The organism is Streptomyces sp. BBFR51, from assembly GCF_044591655.1.
Taxonomy (GTDB): domain Bacteria; phylum Actinomycetota; class Actinomycetes; order Streptomycetales; family Streptomycetaceae; genus Streptomyces.
In genome coordinates, this window is the sequence record NZ_CP172448.1 from 409,573 (window position 1) to 431,449 (window position 21,877).

A 21,877-nucleotide genomic window follows, 5' to 3' on the forward strand; every position below is an offset into this window, starting at 1 on the left:
ATTTTCAACTTGCCGGTTGCGCAGGGTTGTTGAAGGATGACACAGTGGCTTCACCGCCCCCTGTTCTCCCCGACCGATGGCCAGGACCGCCCTGCTGGACACGCGCCCCCACCCCACGGGACGGTCTCGCATGACAACGTTCTCCTGGTGATCCGTCGGTCGCGCGCGCCAACAGACCGACAGCGCGCCGAAGTGGAGCGTTCGGCCGCGCCGGTCCCAACCGGTCCGCCCGCTCCCCGCCCGGCCAAAGGACACCCCCCATGGACCTGCAGCGCACCCGTGATCCACGTCCGTCCGCGGCCACCGCCCGTGACCGCTCAGGTACGTCCAACACCGCGTGCCCACCCCGCCGACGCCGCTCCGGCCCCGCCTCCCTCCCCCTTCCCGCCGGATTGCGTACCGGCCTCGGTCACGATGCCGTCGGCACCTGCGCGGAACACGGCGAACGCATCCTCAGTTCCCTGCCCCGCGCGGGCTGCGTGTTCGCCGACGAGGGGCTCTGGTGGTGGATCGTCCCCTCGGGATCCGACATAGGGGTCGCGTGGCCCGACAGCACGCATTACGTCTCCGGCGACCCTTCCTGGACCCGGCCGCGCCCGGCCGACGGGCCGACCGGGCCGCGCCTGATCCACGGCCCCGACGGCGACTCGCCCTACACCGCGCCCATCCCGCTGTACTTCCTCGTCTGCCGGCTCACCGGTGTGCCGCCGCGCTGGTCCCTGGCGCCCTGAGCGCCGCGTGCCCTGCCGTCCCGACGGCGGCCCTACTCGAAGAACTTGAGGCTCCATCCGGTGTCGCTGGTGGGCCCGGGGACGTTGGCACGGCTGTAGGTGGTGTTCCCCCACCAGCAGAAGGTGCCGGTGTACCAGTACCGGTTCTCCCACGCGTACGGCGTTCCCTTGGCGACGGCGTGGAACATCAGGGGGAACCTCGGGCCGGCCGGCGGGCTGGTGGCGATGTCGCCGTCGAGCAGGACGAAGCTGTGGTGGCCGGGGCCGTCGACGTGGAGCGTCGGGTCCCAGCCGGCCATCATGGTCTCGCGGTGGGAACCGAAGAGACAGCCGTTGGACTTGTACCAGTCCCACACGTAGGTCGGATCGCCGCCGGCCCGCAGCCTCAGGTCGGCCAGGCAGTACTGGTCGCTCCAGCTGCCGTTGGCGGAGTACGCGATGTGCAGCTGACCGCCCGGATCCTTGACGGGCTCGGGGCCCTCGTTGATGAACGGGTTGCCGACCACCCGCTCCCAGCTCTCCCGCGGCTGCGAGATGACGTACCGTCCGCCGGTCGGTGTGGCCGGGTCGCTCATCCGCGCGATGTAGAGGTTCTGCTCGACGTTGGTGTCGCCGGCCCAGCCCGACCAGACGAACCACCGCTGCCCCTCGAAGGTGAACAGGGTGCCGTCGATGGCCCACTTGTCGTCCGGCAGGGCCAGCTTCGTCTCGGCCGTGTATCCGCTGTCCGCGGCGGCGGAGCTGATCACGTACATCCGGTGGGCCGGTCCGCGGCCGGCCGAGAAGTAGATGTAGTAGCGGCCGCCGTCCCGCACGATCTCGGGTGCCCACACCTCACCGCGGTCGTGGGTGTCCGACCAGACCTGCCGGGCGGGCGCCGACGCCAGCGCGGCCGTGGAGGCGGCCTGGCGTACGGCGATGCCGCCGCCGGTGGACTGCACCGAGACATAGGTGCCGCCGACCCGGATCACGCTCGGGTCGGCGGCCCGCAGACCGGTCCGGTCGGCCCGCGCGGGCCCGGCGGAGGACACGAGGAGCAGGAGGACGGCGAGGACGCCGGACAGCACGGCGGCGCCGGCGACGGAAACGCGGCGGGAGAGCTTCCCGATCCCGTTCGGTCGACTTCCAGACAGGAGTGACATGTCCCTCCGCTTCCACGGCCGTGTTTTACATCGATGGAAGTAGGCACGTCCAGGATCGTAATTGGCGGCGGACATGTCAATGAGGGCGCCGACAGCGTTGTCGCGTCCGACTCCCGGACGTACGAGGACTTTGTCCGCTTCGCCTTCCGCTTCACCTTCCGAACCTGGAGTGCCTTCTTCCGATTGATCTCGTTCAACTAGTTGACATGCACAGGGAAGCACTACAACGCTGCAAGTCCCCCACACCAAGGAGGACCGTGTGCTTTCCCCACGCAAGCTGACGGCGTCTCTGGCCGTCGCGGCGTCGATCGGCGCCGTCGCCGTCGTCGTCGGGCCGGCCGAACCGGCTTCGGCGGTACCGGACACCATCCCGCTCACCCTGAAGAACGACTCGGGCAGCGCCGAACAGGTCTACGTGTACGTGATCGGCACCGAACTCGCTTCCGGGCAGCAGGGATACGCCGACGAGAGCGGCGCCTTCCACGCCTGGCCGGCCGGTGGAGCCCCGCCGGTCCCGGCCCCCGACGCCTCGTTCGCCGGCCCCGCAAACGGCGGGTCAAAGACCGTTCAGCTTCCGAAGTTCTCGGGCCGGGTCTACTTCTCGTACGGCCAGAAGCTCGACTTCCGGCTCGCCGACGGCGGACTCGTGCAGCCGGCCGTCCAGAACGCCGACGACCCCAACCACGACACGCTGTTCAACTGGACCGAGTACACGCTCAACGACTCGGGTCTGTGGATCAACTCCACCCAGGTGGACATGTTCTCGGCGCCCTACTCCGTCGGCCTGACCGCGGGCGACGGCTCGACGAAGCAGACCGGTTCGCTGAAGCCGGGTGGATACAAGGCCGTTGCCGACGGCCTCCAGCAGCAGGGCGGCGGCTGGGAGGGTCTGGTCCAGACCCGGAGCGACGGCTCGCCGCTGCGGGTGCTGGCTCCCGGCCACGGCATCGGCTCCGGAGACATACCGGCCGACGTGATGAGCGACTACATCGACCGGGTGTGGAGCAAGTACGCCACCGACACCCTGACGGTCACGCCGTTCAAGGACCAGCCGGACACGAAGTTCTTCGGCAAGGTCAACGGCGACAAGATGGACTTCACCGACGGCACCGGTGCCGTGGTCACCTCCTTCGAAAAGCCCGACTCCGACTCCGTCTTCGGCTGCTACAACAAGCTCGACGCACCCAACGACCAGGTCCGCGGCCCCATTTCGCGGACCCTGTGCGCCGCGTACAACCGCTCGACGCTGCTCACCAACTCCGAGCAGCCCGACGCCGACGCCGCCGGCTTCTACCAGGACGGTGTCACCAACCACTACGCCCGTCTGATCCACGCGCAGATGCGGGACGGCCAGGCGTACGCCTTCGCCTTCGACGACGTCGGCAACCACGAGTCGCTCGTGCACGACGGCGACCCCAAGGACGCGGCCATCACGCTCGAGTCCTTCGGCTGACCCGAGCCTTCGACCGACCCGGGCCGGCCCCACCCGCGCCCGTACCTTCCCCCCACCTCAACGCCCGCTCCCGCTTCGTGGGAGCGGGCCCACGAAAGGGAGAGACATGGCCTCCCCACGACTGCTCCGCAGTTGCCTGCTCGCCACACTGTCCGCCACCCTCGTCGCGGCCGCCGCGGTGGCCCCCGCCCAGGCGGAGCACCAGCCGAAGTCCGCCGCGGCGGTGACGTTCTCCGACACGTTCGACGGGCCCGCCGGCTCCGGCGTCGACTCCGCCAAGTGGCAGCTCGAAACCGGAGACAACGTCGACAACCACGAGCGGCAGTACTACACGTCCGGCACCGACAACGCGAAGCTCGACGGCCAGGGCAATCTGGTGATCGAGGCCCGGCGCGAGAACCCGGGCAACTACCAGTGCTGGTACGGGACGTGCGAGTACACCTCGGCGCGGCTCAACACCTCGGGCAAGTTCACCGCCACCTACGGGCACGTCGAGGCCCGGATGAAGATCCCGCGCGGGCAGGGCATCTGGCCCGCGTTCTGGATGCTGGGCCAGGACATCGGCGAGGTCGGCTGGCCCAACTCCGGTGAGATCGACATCATGGAGAACGTCGGCTTCGAGCCCTCGACGGTCCACGGCACCATCCACGGCCCCGGCTACTCCGGCTCGGGCGGCATCGGCGCGGGCTACACACTGCCGAACGGTGAGGCGTTCGCGGACGCCTTCCACACCTTCGCGGTGGACTGGGCGCCCGACAAGATCACCTGGTCGGTCGACGGCAACGTCTACCAGACCCGTACGCCGGCCGACCTGAACGGCAACCGCTGGGTCTTCGACAAGCCGTTCTTCCTCATCCTGAACCTCGCGGTCGGCGGCTACTGGCCCGGCGACCCCGACGGCTCGACCTCCTTCCCGCAGCAACTGGTGGTCGACGAGGTGAAGGTGACCACGAGCGACGGCTGACGGCTTACGGCTGACGCCTGACGTCTCCCGAGCCCGAACCGGACACGAAGTCGACCGCCCCCTCCCGCGAGGTGGCGGTCTTCTTCGCGTTCAGCCGCGGGTCAGGTCCTGGAGGCCGACCACCCGCAGCAGTTCCAGCCGCTCGTGGGACTCGCTGCCCGGGCGGGCGGTGTGGACGGTCAGCCGCTGGTCGTGCTCGGGGCTCAGCAGGACCTCGCAGTCGAGCTCCAGCAGACCCACGACCGGATGCAGGAAACGCTTGACGGCGGCTTGGCGCACGGCCACCTCATGGGTGTCCCAGAGCGCCGAGAACTCCTCGCTCCGGGCACGCAGCAGGCGTACGAGTGCCCTCAGCCGCGCGTCGTCGGGGCGGCGGCCGAGAGTGGCGCGCAGATCCGCCACCGCCGTGCGGGCGGCCCGGTCGTGGTCCTCGGCCGGGAAGAGCTCCCGCGCGGAGGGGTCCATGAAGAAGCGCCGGACGACGTTGGGCTCCGCACCGGGAGCGGAGGCGTCGCCATGCAGCGCCTTGGCCATCGCGTTCTGCGCGAGGATGTCGCCGCGGTCGCTCACCACCTGGGCCGGGACGTCGGTCAGCCGGTCCAGGAGGAGGAGCAGGCCGGGGCGGACGTGGTCCGTGGGGGTCCGGTCGCGCGAGGGCTCCTCGCCGGCCAGATGGAAGACGTGGTCGCGTTCGTCGTCGGTCAGCCGCAGCGCGCGGGCGACGGCGGCGAGCATCTGGCGCGACGGGCGCGATCCCCTGGCCTGCTCGATCCGCGTGTAGTGGTCGGTGGACATGCCCGCCAGCCGCGCCACCTCCTCGCGGCGCAGCCCCGGAGTGCGACGCCGTGCGCCCGGCGAGAGGCCCACGTCGGCAGGGGTGAGCCGGGTACGGCAGCGGCGCAGGAAGTCGGCCAGTTCGGTTCTGTCCACCCGTCCACCATGCCGCGTGCCGCCGGCCGGAGCCAGGGACGGCCGGTCCCTGGACAAGGACGTCTCTCCCGCCCCGGCCGGCCCCGCCGCACGCTGGAGGCCCGCGGGTCCACCGGCCCACCTCGCCGGTGTCACGCGCTGCCCGGAACCCCTTCGCAAGGAAAGGCACGTCCGCCATGGAGTACCGCACGCTCGGCCGGACCGGCATCAAGGTCAGCCCCTACGCGCTCGGCGCGCTGATGTTCGCCACGTCGGTCGGCAATCCCGACCCCGACGACTCGGTCCGCGTCATCCACAAGGCGCTGGACGCCGGGATCAACCTGATCGACACCGCCGACGCCTACCGCGACTCCGAGGAGATCGTCGGCAAGGCGCTCAAGGGGCGGCGCGACAACGTCGTCGTCGCGACCAAGGTGAGCCGCCCGCTGGGGGACGATCCCAATCAGCAGGGGGCCTCACGGCGCTGGATCATGACCGCCGTGGAAGACTCGCTGCGTCGCCTCGGGACCGACCGCATCGACCTCTACCAGATCCACCGGCCGGATCCCGACACGGACGTCGAGGAAACGCTCTCCGCCCTCTCCGACCTGATCCGCAGCGGCAAGGTCCGTGCGATCGGGACGTCCGCCCTGCCGGCGTCCGACATCGTGGAGGCCCAGTGGGTCGCCGAACGACGCGGTCTGGCACGGTTCCACACCGAGCAGCCGCCGTACTCGCTGCTCAACCGCGGCATCGAACGCGAGGTGCTGCCGGTCGCGCGGCGCCACGGGCTCGGCACCCTGGTGTGGGCGCCTCTCGCGCAGGGCCTGCTGACGGGGCGGGTGCGCAAGGGCGGGCACAACGAACTGCGCCGCGCCGGGCTCCTGCGGCACGTCAACGACGAGCGCCGTCTCGACGCCGTCGAGCGGTTCGTCTCGCTCGCCGAGGAGGCGGGCCTGCCGCTGACGCATCTCGCGATGGCGTTCGCCATCGCCCACCCGGACGTGACCAGCGCGATCATCGGGCCGCGCACGATGAGTCACCTCGACGACCTGCTGGCCGGCGTCGATGTCGCGCTCGGCGACGACCTCCTCGACCGGATCGACGAGATCGTCCCGCCCGGCACGGACGTCGGCGTCCTCGACCAGGCCTTCGTACCGCCGGCGCTCCAGCGGCCGGGCCTGCGCCGCCGGCCCGTGGGTGAACGTTCCGCCGCCTGACGTTGAGCCGAACGCCTCGCGCGCACGTATGGGGTACGGGAGGGCTCTCGCCCGCCCGGCCCGCGTCCGCGCGAGGACACGCACCGATCGACTCGAGGAGAGCGCACCGATGAGCACCGCACGCCTGAACGACCGGCTGACCAGGCGGCAGCCACTGGTTCTCGGACTGTTCCGCATCGTCCTGGGCGTGCTGTTCACCAGCGAGGGCGCCGCCACGGTCTTCGGGGTGCTGGACCGGCGGGCCGGCACCGTGGGCGACTGGCCGTTCTGGTACGCCGGTGTCATCGAGCTGGTGGCGGGGGGTCTCGTCCTCCTCGGCGTGGCGACGCGCGGGGCGGCGTTTCTCAGCTCGGGGATCATGGCCTTCGCCTACTTCACCGAGCACCAGGGCGACGGCCTCTTCCCGCTCCAGAACGGCGGACTCGCCCCGGCACTGTTCTGCTGGGGCTTCCTGCTGCTGGTCTTCTTCGGGCCGGGCGCGCTGTCCCTGGCGGGGCTGCTCCGCCGTGGCAGCACCGCCCCGGGCGCGGCCCGGCCCGCGGCCGGACAGGTCTCGTGACCGGGCAGGTCTCGTGACCGGGCGGCGTGTGTGCCGGCTCTTCTCAGGGGGAGGTCGTTTCGGCGATGTCGGCACCCGGAGCATCCTCGTCCGGGGCCGCCGGGGGCGGAAAGATCAGGTCTTCGAGCGCGTCTGCGGCGAAGAGGAAGGCCATCATCACAACCGGTAGGAGCAACGCGAGCAGAATCACAGGACCTCCCGGTAGGTCGGTCTGTGGGCGTCGTGGCCCGGCTTCCAGGATGGGCCCGAATGGCGGAACCCGCACGGCGGGACGCGCCACGGGACGTCACCGGCGGCTGATCAGCGCAGGTGAGGGGCGCTCCGTACCGGTGTCGTGGTCGCCGGGGCTGCGGACTGCTCGGACTGCTCCATGCCTCCGTCCGCCGTGAGGACTTCTTCCAGCCGCGCGAGGTCACCGAACCGGGCCGCCGCGAGAAACGCCTGGACGAGCCGGCGGTGCTCGACCGAGTCCACCGGCCGCTTGCAGCGCTCCGCGCCGAGGCGGTCCTGGGCGCGGGCGACCTGCTGCCTGGCGTTGACGACGCTGAGGCCGAGGATCTCGGCGATCCGCGCGTAGGGGTAGCCGAATCCCTCCCGCAGGAGGTACGCCGTGCGCTGCCTCGGGGTGAGTGTCTCCAGCAGCAGGAAGACGGCCCGCTCGACGGCGTCCTGGCGTTCGGCCACCGCTTCCGGGGTCACCCGGTCGTCCGCGGATTCCGGGAGCCAGGGGCTGGCGCTGGATTCCCGGCGCCTGCGGGCCGAGTGGAGCACGTTGATGGCCAGCCGGACGGTGGTGGTCCTGAGCAGTGCCGACGGGTTGAGGACGACGGTCCGGTCGGTTCCCTGCCACCGGACCCATGTCTCCTGAAGGACGTCCTCGGCGTCGCCCGCGTCGCCCAGGATGTGGCCGGCGATCCTGAGCAGGCCCGGCCTGGCACGGACGAACACCGACACGGCCTCGCCCAGCTCGTCGCTCCCCTGGTCGGCCAGGGCGCCCGGCGTCTCCCGGGGGCGCCTGGTTTCGGTCGGGTGGGTGTTCACGACCGGCTCCTCTCGATGGATCGGCTGCCCGGAAGGGCGGCTGGTTCCAACGTCGCGCCCCGGGGTGGCCCGTCGCGCCCCGGGGAAGCCGTAGGCGAGTTCGTAGTGCTCCGTAGTGCGTGCGTGGTCCGGGCGGTGAACACCCGGGTCGTACGTGGCAGGGACACGGCGGTGCGTCCCGGAGCTCGGGCGACGGGATCACGGCCCATGCGGGCGCTTATGCCTCCTCAACGGCTTCGACAGGATCAGATGCCGAAGACCTCACCCGTCGGAAAGCACCGGCGAAGGCGGACATCGTGGCCGAGACCACTGCATTGCGGGGATGAGGGCGCGAGTCGGCGGAGCTGGACGCGCTGGTGAACCGTGCCCGCGCGGGCCACAGCGGCGCGCGCCGCGGCTCATGTCCGGGTCGAACGCATCGTGGACAGCAGTCCGAGATGGAGCTGGCCTACGCCGGTCTGCACCAGTTGTGCGGACACATGATGGCCTCCGCGGGGCTGCTGCCCGCCCCGCAGCGCGAGGCGATCGAGGCCGCGTTCGGCCTGCGTCAGGCCTCCGCGCCCGGCCCGTTCCTGGTCGGGCCCGCCCTGCTGGGCCTGCTCACGGAGACCGCGGGCGACCGGGCGCTGCTCTGCGTGGTCGACGACGCGCAGTGGCTGGACGCGGAGGGCATCGCCCTCGTGCTCGCCATGCGCAGGGTCGACGAGGTGTTCGCCGGTCTTTGGCGGCTGGACGTCGAAGGGCTGTCGAAGGGCTGGGGCACGGCGACGCGTCCGGTCCGCTGAGCTGGCGGCCCCGGCGGTCTCGACCGGCGGGTGCGCGACCGGCTGATCGCCGAGGCGCGCGGCAATCCCCTGGCGCTGCGGGAACTCCCCCGGGCGCTGAGCCCGGCCGAGATCGCCGGCGGCTTCACGCTGACCAGCTCGATGCCGCTGGAGCACCGCATCGAGCAGAGCCTGCTCGTGCAGCTCGAGCCGCTGCCCGGGCCCGCACGCCTGCTCCTGCCGCTGGCCGCCGCGGACCCGACCGGCGATCCCGAGCTGCTGTGGCGCGCGAGCGCGGTGCTGGGACCGGGACCGGACGCCTTCGACGCCGCCAAGGACGCCGACGCGCTCGTCGTCGGCACGCGCGTCGGCTTCCGTCATCCCCTCGTGCGACGACCGGCGGCTCCCCGGTTCAGGTCGGCCTCCCGCCGAACTGCCAGTGGTGGACCTCGATGCCGGCGTACCGGTCCGCGGTGAGCACGGCCCGTGCGGTGTCCGTGTCCGCGGCCCGCACCAGCGCGGCCGTACCCAGCCAGGCCTCGCCGTCGTCGGACAGCAGGGGGCCGTACGCGATCAACTCGGCCCGTCCGTTCGGCACTTCCAGGTCGGCGGGCTGCCCCGCGCCCAGCCCGAGTACCAGGAACCTGTCGCCGCCGGTCCGGCCACCGGGGAAGTCCCACATGGTGCGCCCGAGGGTGTTGCGCCACCGGCGCAGCATCACGTCGCGGTACACGCCCGCCTGGTAGCCGGGCTCGCCGAAGGCGAACGCCCGGGCGGCGGCGGGATCGGGCAGGTCGAGTACGTGCACACTGCCCGTGGGCACCTCGCGGTCGTCGGTGAGGGTCGGGCCGCGCGCGATCATCTCCGCCGCGTACCCGTCCATGTAGGACCAGTGCGCCTCGACCAGCTCCTCACGCAGCGTCAGGGAGCCGGGCCGGTCGCGGTGGTGGCAGAAGAATTCCATGCCTTCAGTCTGATCCCTCTGAGGCCTGTCCCCTCTACCTGGGGTGATTCTTTGGCCTGCCGTGTACGCATATGCAGAACGAACGTGCGGCGCAACCTCTGCCCAGGACTTGCCGTTGGGTACGTATGGAACCTCCCATCGAGATCAGCTACGGCGACGTCGGCGACTGGACCATCGTGGAGATCCACGGAGAGGTGGATGTGTACACCGTGCCGACGATCAAGCAGTACATGATCGAGCGACTCGCGGACGGCCACCGTCGGTTCGTCGTCGATCTGCGCGGGGTGGCGTTCATCGACTCCATGGGCCTGGGCGTGCTGGTCGGCGCACTCAAACGCGTCCAGTCCGTCCATGGGGAGCTGAAACTGGTCATCACCGACGCCAACACCAAGCAGCTCTTCGCCCTGACCGGCCTGCGCCACGTCTTCCCCATCTACGACTCGGTGTACCAGGCGAGGCGAACGTCCTAGGAGCGAGCGCTCTTTCAACGGCGTGTTCATGGCCGGGTCGCCCGGTCCAGTTCGATGAGGACCGAGTAGTACTCGCGCCCGGTGGCGCGGTCCATGCCGATCTCGCACATGCGGTTGGCGGACAGGTGCGCGTCGTAGGCGCGCGAGGTCACCTCCTCGGCCTCCTTCGCCGTCGCCGACGCGGTCAGCTCCTTGTGCAGCATGCCCCGGTCACCGGCGAAGGCGCAGCATCCGGCGTCGTCGGGGACGACGACCTCGTCGGCGATCGCCTCGGCGACCTGCCGCAGCTGGTCCACGTCGCCCAGGTGCTGCATGGAGCACGTCGGGTGCAGCACCGCCGAACCGGTGGTGCGCCGGATCGTCAGCCGTGGCAGGAGTTCGTCCGCGGCCCAGACGACGGAGTCGACCACCGTCAGTCGCCGGTGCAGTTCCCGGTTGGCGTCGGTGAGATAGGGGACGACCTCGTGCTGGATGCCCAGCGTGCAGGACGAGGCGTCGACGACCAGAGGGATCCGCCCGCCGTCGGTCCAGGCCCAGGCAGCCTCGACGACGCGGTTGGCCATCACGGTGTTGCCGTCCGCGTAGCCCTTGGAGTGCCAGATCGTCGAGCAGCAGGTGCCCGCGACGTCGTCGGGGATCCAGACCGGCCGGCCGGCGCGGGCCGAGACGTCGACCACGGCCTGCTGCAATGAGGGGGTGCCGTCGCCCTCGGGGCCGGCGAAGATCCGGTTGACGCAGGCCGGGTAGTAGACGGCGCTCGCTCCCGTCCGGGAGGTGGGCGGCACGGCGCGGGCGGCGGCGCCCGGGATCTGGGGCAGCCACTCCGGCATCAGGTCGGGTCGTACGGCCTTGCGGGCGAGGCCGGTTGCGGCGGTCAGGAGCCGGTCGCTGATCCGGTCCGCCGCGCCGACCGCGAGCCGTGCCGAGGCCTCGACGGCCTTGAAGCGCTTCGCGGTGAGGGCGGCGACGCGTTCCTCGCGCGGTGAGTGCCGCCGGTGGCGGAAGTCCTTCATCATGGCGCCGGTGTCGATGCCGACCGGACAGGCGATCGCGCAGGTGGAGTCGCCCGCGCAGGTGTCGACGGCGTCGTAGCCGTAGGAGGCCAGGAGCTGTTCCTCCACGGGGGAACCGGCCGGCTGGCGCATCATCTCCCGCCGCAGCACGATCCGTTGGCGTGGAGTGGTCGTCAGGTCGTGGCTGGGGCAGGTGGGTTCGCAGAAACCGCACTCGATGCACGGGTCGGCGACCTGCTCGATCCCGGGGATCGTCTTCAGCCCGCGCAGGTGGGCCCTGGGGTCGCGGTCGAGGACGACCCGGGGTGCCAGTACGCCCTCGGGGTCGATGACCTCCTTGACGCGCCACATCAGCTCGGTCGCCCTGGGCCCCCACTCCATCTCCAGGAAAGGGGCGATGTTGCGCCCGGTGGCGTGCTCCGCCTTCAGCGACCCGTCGAAGCGCTCCACGGTCATCCGGCAGAAGTCGTCCATGAAGGCGGCGTACCGGTCGACGTCGGAGGCCTTCGACGCGTCGAAGGCGAGCAGGAAGTGCAGGTTGCCGTGGGCGGCGTGGCCGGCGACGGCGGCGTCGAAGCCGTGCTCGGCCTGGAGCCCGAGGAGGTCCTGGCAGGCGTCGGCCAGTCGGGACGGCGGGACCGCGAAGTCCTCCGTGATCAGGGTGGTGCCCGCCGGGCGGGAGCCGCCGACCGCCGTGACGAAGGCCTTGCGGGCCTTCCAGTAGCCGGAGACGACCTTGGCGTCGCGGGTGAACTCGTTGGTCACCGAGGCGACCGGCGCGACCAGTTCCAGCCGCTCGACGACCCCGGCCGCCGCCCGCTCGAAGGCCTCCTGCCCCGCCTCGTCGGGAGCCCGGAACTCCACGAGCAGCGCCGCCGTCTCGCGCGGCAGTCCGGCCCAGTCGGCCGGCACTCCGCGCACGCTCACCGAGGCGCGCAGGGTGTTGCCGTCCATCAGCTCGACGGCGAGGGCTCCGGCCTCGTTGAACAGGGGCACGGCCGCCGCCGCGGCGGTCAGCGAGGGGAAGAAGAGCAGGCCGCTGGTGACCTTGCGGTCCAGCGCCAGGGTGTCGAAGACGACGTCGGAGATGAACCCGAAGGTGCCCTGGGAGCCGACCATCAGCCCGCGCAGGATCTCGACGGGCGTGGCACCGTCCAGGAAGGCGTCCAGCCGGTAGCCGTTGGTGTTCTTGATCTCGTACTTGGCGCGGATGCGGGCGGTGAGTTCCGCGTCGGCCTCGATCTCCGCCTTGAGCGCCAGCAGCCCCGCGCACAGCTCCGGCTCGGTCCGCGCCAGCTTCTCGTCCGCGTGCGGGTCGGCCGTGTCGACGACGGTGCCGCTCGGCAGCACGAAGGTCAGCGAGGCGAGGGTGCGGTAGGAGTTGCGTGTGGTGCCCGCGGTCATCCCGGAGGCGTTGTTGGCGACGACCCCGCCGACGGTGCAGGCGATGGCGCTGGCCGGATCGGGCCCCAGGATCCTGCCGTACCGGGCGAGGGTCGCGTTGGCCCGCATGACCGTGGTGCCGGGGCGGATGCGTGCCCGCGCTCCCCCGTCCAGGACCTCGATGCCGGTGAAGTGCCGTCGTACGTCGACGAGGATGTCCTCGCCCTGTGCCTGGCCGTTCAGACTGGTGCCGGCGGCGCGGAAGACGACCTGGCGGCCGCCCGCGCGGGCGTACGCCATGACCGCGGCGACGTCGTCGAGGTTCTCGGGGAGGACGACGACCTGCGGGACGAACCGGTAGGGGCTCGCGTCCGAGGCGTACTTCACCAGGTCGGAGACCTTCCAGCGGACCTTGTCCGGTCCCAGCAGGGCGGTCAGCCCGCTGCGCAGCGGCTCGGGCGTACCCGTTGCCCCGCTGTCCGGGACCCGGTCGGCCGCCGCGGTGCGGACCGCTGCGGGGCGGAGGGTTTCCGGCTTGGGCTCCAGCAGGGGCATGGCGTTCGTCTCCCACACAATCTCGAACAGTGCTGATCAGCGTACGACTCCGGGCGCGGGCGGCCCCCCGGGGTGCGCGGGGCCCGCTACCGGTGTGCTCGCCGGCTCCGGCGAGGGGCCGGCGAGCACGAAGGGGTCACCCGGACGGGTCCTGGCCGGGCAGGAGGGCCACCACGTCGATCTCCACGAGGATGTCCATCAGGTCGGACCCGACGGTGGTGCGCACCGGGCAGGGCTCCTCGAAGAACTCGCGGTAGGCCGCGTCGTACGCGGCGAAGTCCCGCTTGAGGTGTTGCAGGTGCGCGGTGACCTTCACGACGTCCCGCATGGTCAGCCCCTGGCCGGCGAGGACCGCGGCGACGTTGCGCAGCACCTGCGCGGTCTGCGGTCCGACGCCGTCCGGTATGTCCCCGGTGGCCGGGTCCTGCGGGCCGAAGCCGGCCGTGAACAGGAATCCGCCGGCCACCACACCCTGGGAGTAGGCGCCCGCGGGGCGTGGAGCCCCGGGCGTGTGCACGGCTCGCTTGCCGGTCCGCTCGCTCATCCGGTCAGGTCACCGTCCCGCTCGTTGACCCCGGCGTAGTGGTGGAGCTTGTCCTCGTCCACGCTCACGCCCAGGCCCGGCCCCGACGGCACGCGCAGCCGGCCGTTCTCCAGGTGCAGCGGCTCGATGATGTCGTCCGCGTGCAGGTAGTACATGCTGTCGATGGCCCGCGAGAGGACGGGCGTGCTCGACACCACGGCCAGGTGCGCCGCGGTGGCGATGCCGAGTTCGCCTCCGCTGTGCAGGTTCATGCCCAGGCCGAAGGTCTCGCAGTGTGCGGCGAGCGCCTTGGTGGCGGCGATGCCGCCCCACTTGTAGACGTCACCGTGGATGACGTCGACCGCGTTGAGCCGCATGGCGGGCGCGAAGTCCTCGAAGCGGACGACGCACATGTTGGTGCACAGCGGGATGCGTACCTTCGCCTTCACCTGGCTCATGCCCTCGATGCCGACGCAGGGGTCCTCCAGGTACTCCAGGTCCAGTTCCTCCAGGGCGATCCCGGCGCGCACCGAGTCGGGGACGGACCAGGCGGCGTTCGGGTCGACGCGCAGGTTCACGTCGGGCAGTGCCTCGCGGACGGCGCGCAGGATGGCGACGTCGCCCTCGCAGTCCCTGGTGCCCTTGAGCTTGACGGCCTCGAATCCGCCCTCGGCGACGACCCGTACGGCGTGCTCCGCCATGGCCTTGGGCAGGTCGGCGGGCGTGGCGCCGGGCGCGTCGGCGCGGGTGATCAGCGCGGTGATCGGGACCTCGTCGCGGACGGCGCCGCCCAGCAGGTCGGTGACGGACTGGCCGGTGGCCTTGCCCATGGCGTCCCAGCAGGCGACGTCGACGGCGGCGATCGCCGCGTAGCCGAGGTAGCCGTAGAAGAACGGCACCATGTGCTGCTTGCGGTGGAAGCCCTCCAGCGCGAAGGGACTGGTGCCGATCAGGTCGGGGATCATCTGCCGGACGACCGCGGCGACGGGCGCGCCCCACATCGTCTCGCCCCAGCCCTCGACGCCCTCGTCGGTGCGGACGCGGACGACGGTGCGGGTCTCGCCGGTCTTGGTCTCGAAGGAACTCGTGAAGGGATTGACGAGTGGGAGGTTGACGACCCACACGTCGACGTCGGTGATCTTCATTTCTTCTCCTCGCATCATCGGGCTGACCGGCTCGCGCTGTCGAAGGCGCGGATCGCGCGGGCCAGTCCTCGGGCCCGGTCGTCCAGGAGCCGGCCGCCCAGGCCGGCGTCGGCGCCGGAGGCGTCGTCCGTGGAGCCGTCGACCCGCTCCCATTCGCCGTGGCGTTCGACGGTCAGGCCGGGGTGGGGCGGGTTGTCGAACAGGGGCGGTGGGTCGACGGGAGCGCGGGCGGGCACGGGGGTGCGCACCAGACCGGGGTGGGCCGCCAGCATGAGTGACGTCTCGAACCACCCGGCGTGCCCCGGGGTGACCTCGGGCCGCCCGGCCGTGTCGTCGCCCGCGCTGAGCGTCCAGTACGAGCAGGCGGCGACCGTCACCTCGGCGCGCAGCGCGAGGCGCTTCACGGCGAGCCGCATGATCTCGTCGTTGCCGCCGTGGCCGTTGACGACCATGATGCGGCGGTAGCCGCTGGTCACGAGGGAGTCGAGGACGTCGTCCAGGACCGCGCCGAGGGTGGCCGCGGAGAGCGAGACGGCCGCCGCGAACAGGTGGTGCGGGCTGTGCCCGAAGGGCAGGGCCGGCAGCCGCACGATCTCGGGTGGGGAGGTCTCCCGGTCGAGGAGGTCGAGCGCCCGGTCCACGACCGCCTCGGCCAGCAGGGTGTCGGTCCCCATCGGCAGGTGCGCGGCGTGCTGCTCCTGCGAACCGATGGGCAGCAGGGCGATGCCCGCCTCGCCGGCCCGGCGTACCTCCCGCCAGGTGAGTTCGGTCAGTCTCGATTGGCTCACAGTGCTACCTCTCCGAAACGGGGCCATGGCAGAGTCGGCGCATGGTCCACAAAAGTTCTCCGTTGCGACTGGTCCCCGACGCCGCGGAGCAACCGGCCTCCCCTCCCGCGGTGCGGCGGCTGGGCGCCGTCGAGCTGGTGCCGGGGCGGGTCAGGGCGGCCGTGCTGTCCATGGCGGGCCGGGTACTGGACCGGACCGAGTCGTCGTACGACGCGGCCACGGCGACCCCCGCGGACATCGACAGGGCGCTGGCCGCGGCGGCCGGGTTCTTCTCCGCCCACGAGCTCCAGGGGATCGGGGTGGCCGCCGCGGGCCTCGTGGACCCCCTCGCGGGGCTGATCCTCGAGGTGAACGACGTGCCCGCGCTGCACGGCTATCCGGTGACGGAGCGGCTCGGCGCGCTCACCGGGACCGGGGTGCGGGTGGAGCACCGGGCGCGGCTCCAGGTGCTCGGCGACCGCTGGTTCGGCGCGGGCCGCGGACGGCGCACCTTCGCCTCCGTCTCGACCGGCGAGGTGCTCGGGGTGGGTGTGCTCTACGACGGGGAAGTGATGGCCCCGCCCGGCGGACGCAGCGGCGCGCACATGACCGTCTCCGCCAGTGGTGAGCGCTGTACGTGCGGGAACCGGGGCTGCTGGAAGACGCTGGCCACGACCGGCTGGCTGCGGGCCCGGGCGCGCGCCGCCGGCCTCGGGGACGCGGTGTCGCTGGAGGCCCTGGTGAACAGCGGCGACGCGCTCGCCGACCGGGTGGTCGAGGAGTACGCGCACAACCTGGCCCTGGGGCTGGTGAACGTGCAGCAGCTCTTCGCGCCCGGCCTGTTCATCCTGCACGGTGAGGCCCGTGAGGGTGGTGAGCGCTTGCGCACCGTGGTGGAGGAGCGGCTGCGGGACGCGGTGGCCTTCGTGGGCGCCGAACAGCCGCGGGTGCTGGTCGGTACGGCAGCCGTCGACGACGTGGCGCTGCTGGGCGGGGCGGGACTCGTCCTGTCCCACCTGTAGTGCGTGAGGGGTCATCGGCTGTCCGCGCCCGCCGCCGAGGAGGCCCGCTCGGCGGCGCGACGGCCGCGGCGCGGGTCCAGGACCGGTACGGCGTCGAGCAGTTGCCGGGTGTAGGGGTGCCGCGGGCTGTGCAGTACGGCCGCCGCCTCGCCCACCTCCACCAGGCTGCCCCGGCTCATCACCGCGACCCGGTCGGCCACCTGTGCCACCACGGCCAGGTTGTGCGAGACGAACACGTAGGTGAGACCCAGCCGTTGCTGCAGGTCGGCCAGAAGATCAAGGACGGTCGCCTGTACGGACACGTCCAGGGCGCTGGTGGGCTCGTCGAGCACCAGCAGCCGGGGGTGGAGTGCCAGGGCCCGCGCGATCGAGACACGTTGGCGCTGGCCGCCGGAGAACTCGTGCGGGTAGCGGTCCTGGATGCCGGCGTCCAGGCCCACGGCCTCCAGGAGTTCCCCGACCCGCTCCCTGGTGCGGGCCCGTGCGCGCCGTCCGCGTGCCTCGGGGTCGTGGGTGACCAGGGGTTCGGCGACGATGTCGGTGATGCGCATACGGGGGTTCATGCTGGAGTAGGGGTCCTGGAGGACCACCTGCATCTGCCGTCGTACGCCGCGCAGTTGGGAGGCGGAGAGGGTGGCGAGGTCCTGGCCGTCGAAGCGGACGCTGCCGGCGGTGGGTTCGAGGAGACCGAGCAGCAGCCGGGTGAGGGTGGTCTTGCCGCAGCCGGACTCGCCGACCAGGGCGAGGGTCTCGCCCTCGTGGACTTCGAGCGACACGTCCTCGACGGCGACGTTCGTAAGCCGGCTGCCGAACTCCTTGCGCAGGCCGTTCAGTTCCAGGATGACCTGGCCGGCCGGGGGCGCGGGTGCGGTTGCTTCGGTGGTCATGCCGCCTCCAATCGCGGGGTGGCCGCCAGCAGCTTGCGGGTGTAGTCGTCGGCCGGCCGGTCGAAGACGTCGAGGACGTCGCCGCTCTCGACGACCCTGCCCTTGTTCATGACCGCGACGCGGTCGGCGGTCTCCGCGACGACCGCGAGGTCGTGGGTGATGAGCACGACGGCCATGTCGTGCTTGTGCTGGAGGGTGACGAGGAGGTCGAGGATCTGGCGCTGCACGGTGACGTCCAGGGCGGTGGTCGGCTCGTCGGCGATGAGTACGCGGGGCCTGGCCACCAGCGCCGTCGCGATCATCACGCGCTGGCGCAGGCCTCCGGAGAGTTCGTGCGGGTACTGGCGGCTGCGCAGGGCCGGGTCGGGGATGCCGACCTCGTCCAGGGCCTCCAGCGCGGCCTCCCTGGCCTCGGCGCGGGACATGCCGGTGTGGTGCCTGAGCACCTCGGCGACCTGGGCGCCGACGCGCTGGAGCGGGTCGAGGCAGGTCATCGGGTCCTGGAAGACCATGGCGATGTCGCGTCCGCGGACCTTGCCGAGTTCCTTCTCGGAGAGTTTCAGCAGGTCCCGTCCGTCGAAGCGGATCTCGCCGCTCGGGTAGACGCACGGCGGGCTCGGGTTGAGCCGCAGGACGGAGAGTGCGGTGGCGCTCTTGCCGCTGCCGGACTCCCCCACCACGGCGAGGGTCTCGCCGGCGCGGACGTGCAGGGAGACGTCCTGGACGGCGTGGACGACGGAGGTCTCCAGCCGGAAGTCGACGCTGAGGCCGTCGATCTCCAGCAGCGGCTGTTCGTCCACCGGTGGCCGGGAGGGGTCGGTGGTGGGTAGGTCGGTGGTGGGTCGGTCGATGGTCATCGGCGGTAGGCCTTCGGGTCCGCGACGTCCCGCAGGGCGTCGCCGGTGATGTTGATGGCGAGGGAGGTCAGCATCAGCGCGATGCCGGGGAAGACGGCGACCCACCAGGAGGTGCCCAGGTAGAGCTGGCCGTCGGAGAGCATGGCGCCCCAGGTGACGGTCTCCTTGGGCACGCCCAGTCCGAGATAGCTCAGGGAGGCCTCGGCGACGATGGCGGCGGCGACGTGCAGGGTGCCGATGGTGGCCAGCGGTGCCATGACGTTGGGCAGCAGGTGGCGGCGCATGATGGTGACGTCTGTGACGCCGATCGCGCGGGCCTCGGTGACGAAGTCGCGGGTGCGCAGCGACATCACCTCGGAGCGCACGACGCGGGCGTAGGAGACCCAGCCGGTGAAGCCGAGGACCAGGATCACCATCCACAGGCCCGAGCCGAGGAAGCCGACGATGGCGAGGGCCAGCAGCAGTGAGGGGAAGGCGAGTTGCACGTCGGCCAGGCGCATGAGGGTGCGGTCGACCCAGCCGCCGAAGTAGCCGGCCGACAGCCCCACGACGGTGCCGATGACGCCGGCGAGCAGGGCGGCGCCGGCGCCGACGAGCAGGGAGACCCGGGCGCCGTAGACGACGCGCGAGAGCAGGTCGCGGCCGAGCTGGTCGGTGCCCAGGAGGTGGGCGCCGCTGCCGCCGTCCTGCCAGGCGGGGGGCCGCAGCCGCAGCAGGAGGTTCTGGGTGTTGGGGTCGTAGGGGGCGATCAGCGGCGCGAACAGGGCGGCGACGAGCAGCAGTACGAGTACGGCGAGGGCCACCACGGCCAGTTTGTTGCGCAGCAGGGCCCGCAGGACCACGGCCCGGGGGCCGGAGCCGCCCGAGGGTGTCTTTGCCGTGGCCCGGTCGGCCGCGGCGGGGGTCATGACGGTCATCGTGACGTCCTCACCCTCGGGTCGAGGAAGCTGTAGGAGAGGTCGACGAGCAGGTTCACCACGACGAAGGTGGCGGCGAAGAACAGGACGGTGGCCTGGACGAGGGGGAAGTCGCGGTTGGAGATCGCCTCGATCGTCAGCTGTCCGACCCCGGGCCAGGAGAAGACCCGTTCGGTGAGGATCGCCCCGCCGAGCAGGTTGCCCACTTCAAGGCCGACGACGGTCACCACCGGCAGCGAGGCGTTGCGCAGTCCGTGCCGCAGGACCACCTTGAGCGGCCCGAAGCCCTTGGCGCGGGCGCTGCGGATGTGGTCCGAGGAGAGCACGTCGATCAGCGAGGAGCGCAGCAGTCGGGCGACGACGGCGACGGAGTACACGGCGAGGGTGATCGCAGGCAGGATCAGGTTGGCGAAGGTGCCGTATCCGGAGGCGGGCAGGGCCCGCAGCCAGACGGCGAAGACCAGGATGAGCAGGATGCCCACCCAGAACGGCGGGGTGGACTGGCCGAGCAGGACACCGGTCATCACGGTGTTGTCGGTGCCCCTCCCGCGTCGCATGGCGGCGAAGATGCCTGCCGGGATGGCGATGACCAGGGTCACCGCGAGTGCGGCGGCGGCCAGTTCGAGGGTGGCCGGCAGCCGGTCGGCGAGGATCTCGCTCACGGGCTGGCCGTAGACGAGGGAGTCGCCGAAGTCGAGGTGGAGCAGTCCCCAGAGGTAGTCGAGGTACTGGGAGAACAGGGACTGGTCCAGGCCCAGGGAGTGGCGCAGCACCTGCTCCTGTTCGGCCGTGGCGTCCGGCGGCAGCAGGATCTTCACGGGGTCGCCGGACAGTCGTACGAGGAAGAAGGCGACGGTCGCCGTGCACAGCAGGACGAACAGGGCGGTGGCCAGGCGCCTGACCACCTCGCGCAGCAGGCCCGTCCGGTCGGTGCGGCGGGGCGTGGTGACCGCCTGGGTGGGTGGTTTGTCGAGGGTCGGGGCACTCACCGGGACACCTCCGCGCTCTCCATGGCGAGGACGCCCGCCGCTCCCGGCGTCCAGCGCGGCCGGTCGTTGCGGGCGTAGATGTTGTCGATCTGGTAGAGGAAGACGAAGGGGGCTTCCTCGCGCATCAGCCGTTGCAGGTCCGAGAAGGCCCGGGTGCGCTCGGTGGGGTCCTCGGACAGTTCCTCGGTGTCGATGAGCCGGTCAGCCTCCTTGGAGTGCCAGCGGCTCTGGCGGCGGTCGCTGCGCACGTTGGACTGGACGATGCTGGCGCCGTCCAGCGTCCAGACGGTGCTGGCCGCGAGGTAGATCGGGCCGAGGGCGCCCCGGTTGTCGGAGGTGAGGCGTGCGGAGTAGGTGCCGGGGTCGAGCAGGTTGACGCGGGCGTCCACGCCGGCCCGGGACAGCAATCCGGACAGTGCCTCGGCGACGTTGGCGTCGATGTTGGAGGCGGTGATCGTGGTGGAGAAGCCGTGCGGGTGGCCGGCCTCGGCGAGGAGCTTGCGCGCGGTGTCGACCGAGCGGGTGAAGGGCTTGACGGTGGGGTCGAAGCCGAAGGAGCCGCGCGGGACGAGTGCGGGGGTCTCGGTGGCCTTGCCGCCGAGCACGGCCTTGATCAGCAGGGGCACGTCGATCGCGTGGTTGAGGGCCTGCCGCACGCGACGGTCCTGGAGCGGGCCGCGTTCCAGGGTGTTGAGGGAGAGGTAGGCGGTGCGGATGCCCGTGTAGCCGTCGAGCGTGATGCCGCCGTAGCCCTCGAGTTGCTGGGCCGCGTCCGGGGTGAGCCCGGCCACCAGGTCGACGCCGCCGCTCTGGAGGGAGGCCAGCGAGGACGAGGCGTTGGGTGCGGGGCTGAAGACGAGGCCGTCGACGGACGGGCGGCCGTTCCAGTGGTCGTCGTAGGCACGCATGCGCAGTTCGTGGTCGCGCTGCCAGCTCACGTAGGTGAAGGGGCCGGTGCCGACGGGGTGGTCGGCGAAGGCCGCGTCGCCCACCTCGGCCAGGTGGCGGGGCGGTACCACCACGCCGCCGAACAGGGAGAGCTTGGCGGGCAGGATCGGGTCGTGCACCGTGGTGTGGATGTCCACGGTGAGCCGGTCGACCACGGTGACGCCCTTGACGAAGCGCAGTTCGACGATGGGTGACTTGGTCGCGGGGTCGAGCAGTCGCTCGATGCTGAAGGCCACGGCCCGCGCGTCGCACACCTCGCCGTTGTGGAAGGTCACGCCGGGGCGGAGGGTGAAGCGCCAGGTGTGCGCGTCGGTCGCCTTCCAGGAGAGGGCGAGCCTGGGGTGCAGCTTGTTGTCCCGGCCGCGGGTGGTGAGCGTGTCGAACATGTTGATCAGGACGTTCATCGACACCATGTCGCCCTGCTTCTGCGGGTCCAGCGTCTTGGGATCGCCCGGCTGGGAGACCCGCAGGACGTTGCCGGCCCGGTCCGCGGCGGCCGTCGTGCCGCACGCGCTCAGGAGCGCCGGAGCGCTGAGGGCTCCGAGCAGCAGACCACCGGTCCGCAGGACGCGGCGTCGACTGGGACCGCTGCGGTCCACCGTGCGCCCCTGAAGAATTCGTTCCATTGAACAACACCTCCGTTCCGTCAGATGG

At 71.5% G+C, this 21,877-nt stretch carries 22 protein-coding genes and 1 pseudogene; 9 read left to right on the top strand and 14 right to left on the bottom strand.

The annotated features are described in order from the left end of the window. Positions 1-260 precede the first annotated feature (260 nt). Positions 261-731: a hypothetical protein gene (locus ACGH7X_RS01885; RefSeq protein WP_399880873.1), complete on the top strand. Its 471-nt coding sequence runs from the start codon at positions 261-263 to the stop codon at positions 729-731. A 32-nt stretch (positions 732-763) separates the two neighbouring features. On the opposite strand, the gene ACGH7X_RS01890 is transcribed toward ACGH7X_RS01885, so the two are convergent. Further along, on the bottom strand, positions 764-1,873 hold the full coding sequence (locus tag ACGH7X_RS01890; RefSeq protein ID WP_399880875.1) for a glycoside hydrolase family 43 protein: 1,110 nt from the start codon (positions 1,871-1,873) through the stop codon (positions 764-766). Between the two features lie 259 nt (positions 1,874-2,132). On the opposite strand from ACGH7X_RS01890, the gene ACGH7X_RS01895 reads away from it, so the two are divergent. Together ACGH7X_RS01895 and ACGH7X_RS01900 are read left to right on the top strand one after the other, a co-directional pair. Further along, positions 2,133-3,326 carry a glycoside hydrolase family 64 protein gene (locus tag ACGH7X_RS01895; protein ID WP_399880878.1) on the top strand — a complete coding sequence of 398 codons (1,194 nt, stop codon included), beginning with the start codon at positions 2,133-2,135 and terminating at the stop codon, positions 3,324-3,326. Positions 3,327-3,432: 106 nt separating this feature from the next. Then, positions 3,433-4,284 (top strand): annotated as a pseudogene (locus ACGH7X_RS01900) (family 16 glycosylhydrolase); the annotation flags it as partial. Between the two features lie 96 nt (positions 4,285-4,380). On the opposite strand, the gene ACGH7X_RS01905 reads toward ACGH7X_RS01900, so the two are convergent. Next, positions 4,381-5,220: a helix-turn-helix transcriptional regulator gene (locus ACGH7X_RS01905; RefSeq protein ID WP_399880881.1), complete on the bottom strand. Its 840-nt coding sequence runs from the start codon at positions 5,218-5,220 to the stop codon at positions 4,381-4,383. 176 nt (positions 5,221-5,396) lie between these two features. Between ACGH7X_RS01905 and ACGH7X_RS01910 the strand changes: the two genes are divergently transcribed. Beyond that, on the top strand, positions 5,397-6,419 hold the full coding sequence (locus ACGH7X_RS01910) for an aldo/keto reductase (protein WP_399880884.1): 1,023 nt from the start codon (positions 5,397-5,399) through the stop codon (positions 6,417-6,419). 109 nt (positions 6,420-6,528) lie between these two features. After that, positions 6,529-6,978 (top strand): DoxX family protein, encoded by a 450-nt coding sequence (locus ACGH7X_RS01915; RefSeq protein WP_399880887.1) that lies wholly within the window; start codon positions 6,529-6,531, stop codon positions 6,976-6,978. A gap of 43 nt (positions 6,979-7,021) precedes the next feature. Here ACGH7X_RS01915 and ACGH7X_RS01920 read toward each other — a convergent pair whose 3' ends face one another. Next, entirely contained in the window at positions 7,022-7,168 is a 147-nt protein-coding gene (locus tag ACGH7X_RS01920; RefSeq protein WP_217169051.1) for a hypothetical protein, read from the bottom strand. Positions 7,169-7,278: 110 nt separating this feature from the next. Further along, the gene (locus ACGH7X_RS01925) at positions 7,279-8,019 is read right to left on the bottom strand and encodes a sigma-70 family RNA polymerase sigma factor (protein ID WP_399880891.1); all 741 of its coding nucleotides are present in this window, start codon (positions 8,017-8,019) and stop codon (positions 7,279-7,281) included. 437 nt (positions 8,020-8,456) lie between these two features. On the opposite strand from ACGH7X_RS01925, the gene ACGH7X_RS01930 reads away from it, so the two are divergent. Beyond that, positions 8,457-8,804 (top strand): hypothetical protein, encoded by a 348-nt coding sequence (locus ACGH7X_RS01930; protein ID WP_399880894.1) that lies wholly within the window; start codon positions 8,457-8,459, stop codon positions 8,802-8,804. A gap of 30 nt (positions 8,805-8,834) precedes the next feature. Next, on the top strand, positions 8,835-9,260 hold the full coding sequence (locus tag ACGH7X_RS01935) for a hypothetical protein (protein WP_399880896.1): 426 nt from the start codon (positions 8,835-8,837) through the stop codon (positions 9,258-9,260). Here the strand turns inward: ACGH7X_RS01935 and ACGH7X_RS01940 are convergent. After that, positions 9,196-9,747 (bottom strand): YciI family protein, encoded by a 552-nt coding sequence (locus tag ACGH7X_RS01940; protein WP_399880899.1) that lies wholly within the window; start codon positions 9,745-9,747, stop codon positions 9,196-9,198. The genes ACGH7X_RS01935 and ACGH7X_RS01940 overlap by 65 nt on opposite strands. A gap of 125 nt (positions 9,748-9,872) precedes the next feature. On the opposite strand from ACGH7X_RS01940, the gene ACGH7X_RS01945 reads away from it, so the two are divergent. Beyond that, on the top strand, positions 9,873-10,217 hold the full coding sequence (locus ACGH7X_RS01945) for an STAS domain-containing protein (RefSeq protein ID WP_399880902.1): 345 nt from the start codon (positions 9,873-9,875) through the stop codon (positions 10,215-10,217). A 26-nt stretch (positions 10,218-10,243) separates the two neighbouring features. Here the strand turns inward: ACGH7X_RS01945 and ACGH7X_RS01950 are convergent, their stop codons facing one another. From ACGH7X_RS01950 to ACGH7X_RS01965, 4 genes are all read right to left on the bottom strand, one after another. Next, positions 10,244-13,168, bottom strand: a complete 2,925-nt coding sequence (locus tag ACGH7X_RS01950; protein WP_399880905.1) for an FAD-binding and (Fe-S)-binding domain-containing protein — start codon at positions 13,166-13,168, stop codon at positions 10,244-10,246. Positions 13,169-13,304: 136 nt separating this feature from the next. Beyond that, positions 13,305-13,712 (bottom strand): RidA family protein, encoded by a 408-nt coding sequence (locus ACGH7X_RS01955; RefSeq protein WP_399880907.1) that lies wholly within the window; start codon positions 13,710-13,712, stop codon positions 13,305-13,307. Beyond that, complete coding sequence (locus tag ACGH7X_RS01960; RefSeq protein ID WP_399880909.1) at positions 13,709-14,836, bottom strand: mandelate racemase/muconate lactonizing enzyme family protein; 1,128 nt, start codon at positions 14,834-14,836, stop codon at positions 13,709-13,711. Before ACGH7X_RS01960 ends, ACGH7X_RS01955 begins: the two co-directional genes overlap by 4 nt. Positions 14,837-14,850: 14 nt before the next feature. Next, the gene (locus ACGH7X_RS01965) at positions 14,851-15,624 is read right to left on the bottom strand and encodes a creatininase family protein (RefSeq protein WP_399880912.1); all 774 of its coding nucleotides are present in this window, start codon (positions 15,622-15,624) and stop codon (positions 14,851-14,853) included. A gap of 62 nt (positions 15,625-15,686) precedes the next feature. On the opposite strand from ACGH7X_RS01965, the gene ACGH7X_RS01970 reads away from it, so the two are divergent. Next, complete coding sequence (locus ACGH7X_RS01970) at positions 15,687-16,625, top strand: ROK family protein (RefSeq protein ID WP_399896705.1); 939 nt, start codon at positions 15,687-15,689, stop codon at positions 16,623-16,625. Positions 16,626-16,636: 11 nt separating this feature from the next. Here ACGH7X_RS01970 and ACGH7X_RS01975 read toward each other — a convergent pair whose 3' ends face one another. The 5 genes from ACGH7X_RS01975 to ACGH7X_RS01995 are packed head-to-tail and all read right to left on the bottom strand — an operon-like array spanning position 16,637 to position 21,849. Beyond that, positions 16,637-17,512 carry an ATP-binding cassette domain-containing protein gene (locus tag ACGH7X_RS01975; RefSeq protein ID WP_399880915.1) on the bottom strand — a complete coding sequence of 292 codons (876 nt, stop codon included), beginning with the start codon at positions 17,510-17,512 and terminating at the stop codon, positions 16,637-16,639. Next, entirely contained in the window at positions 17,509-18,369 is an 861-nt protein-coding gene (locus ACGH7X_RS01980) for an ATP-binding cassette domain-containing protein (RefSeq protein WP_399880918.1), read from the bottom strand. Before ACGH7X_RS01980 ends, ACGH7X_RS01975 begins: the two co-directional genes overlap by 4 nt. Next, entirely contained in the window at positions 18,366-19,286 is a 921-nt protein-coding gene (locus ACGH7X_RS01985; RefSeq protein WP_399880920.1) for an ABC transporter permease, read from the bottom strand. The genes ACGH7X_RS01980 and ACGH7X_RS01985 overlap by 4 nt, the downstream gene beginning before the upstream one ends. Further along, the gene (locus ACGH7X_RS01990) at positions 19,283-20,275 is read right to left on the bottom strand and encodes an ABC transporter permease (RefSeq protein ID WP_399880921.1); all 993 of its coding nucleotides are present in this window, start codon (positions 20,273-20,275) and stop codon (positions 19,283-19,285) included. The genes ACGH7X_RS01985 and ACGH7X_RS01990 overlap by 4 nt, the downstream gene beginning before the upstream one ends. After that, a complete protein-coding gene (locus tag ACGH7X_RS01995) occupies positions 20,272-21,849 on the bottom strand; it encodes an ABC transporter substrate-binding protein (RefSeq protein ID WP_399880924.1) in 1,578 nt (525 codons plus the stop codon). Before ACGH7X_RS01995 ends, ACGH7X_RS01990 begins: the two co-directional genes overlap by 4 nt. Between the last annotated feature and the right edge of the window lie 28 nt (positions 21,850-21,877).

Bases quoted from the DNA above. Each gene is read 5' to 3' on its own strand.
- ACGH7X_RS01885 (WP_399880873.1), top strand. From the start codon at position 261: ATGGACCTGCAGCGCACCCGTGATCCACGTCCGTCCGCGGCCACCGCC.
- ACGH7X_RS01890 (WP_399880875.1), bottom strand. From the start codon at position 1,873: ATGTCACTCCTGTCTGGAAGTCGACCGAACGGGATCGGGAAGCTCTCC.
- ACGH7X_RS01910 (WP_399880884.1), top strand. From the start codon at position 5,397: ATGGAGTACCGCACGCTCGGCCGGACCGGCATCAAGGTCAGCCCCTAC.
- ACGH7X_RS01915 (WP_399880887.1), top strand. From the start codon at position 6,529: ATGAGCACCGCACGCCTGAACGACCGGCTGACCAGGCGGCAGCCACTG.
- ACGH7X_RS01930 (WP_399880894.1), top strand. From the start codon at position 8,457: ATGGAGCTGGCCTACGCCGGTCTGCACCAGTTGTGCGGACACATGATG.
- ACGH7X_RS01940 (WP_399880899.1), bottom strand. From the start codon at position 9,747: ATGGAATTCTTCTGCCACCACCGCGACCGGCCCGGCTCCCTGACGCTG.
- ACGH7X_RS01945 (WP_399880902.1), top strand. From the start codon at position 9,873: ATGGAACCTCCCATCGAGATCAGCTACGGCGACGTCGGCGACTGGACC.
- ACGH7X_RS01950 (WP_399880905.1), bottom strand. From the start codon at position 13,168: ATGCCCCTGCTGGAGCCCAAGCCGGAAACCCTCCGCCCCGCAGCGGTC.
- ACGH7X_RS01955 (WP_399880907.1), bottom strand. From the start codon at position 13,712: ATGAGCGAGCGGACCGGCAAGCGAGCCGTGCACACGCCCGGGGCTCCA.
- ACGH7X_RS01960 (WP_399880909.1), bottom strand. From the start codon at position 14,836: ATGAAGATCACCGACGTCGACGTGTGGGTCGTCAACCTCCCACTCGTC.
- ACGH7X_RS01975 (WP_399880915.1), bottom strand. From the start codon at position 17,512: ATGACCACCGAAGCAACCGCACCCGCGCCCCCGGCCGGCCAGGTCATC.
- ACGH7X_RS01980 (WP_399880918.1), bottom strand. From the start codon at position 18,369: ATGACCATCGACCGACCCACCACCGACCTACCCACCACCGACCCCTCC.
- ACGH7X_RS01985 (WP_399880920.1), bottom strand. From the start codon at position 19,286: ATGACCGTCATGACCCCCGCCGCGGCCGACCGGGCCACGGCAAAGACA.
- ACGH7X_RS01995 (WP_399880924.1), bottom strand. From the start codon at position 21,849: ATGGAACGAATTCTTCAGGGGCGCACGGTGGACCGCAGCGGTCCCAGT.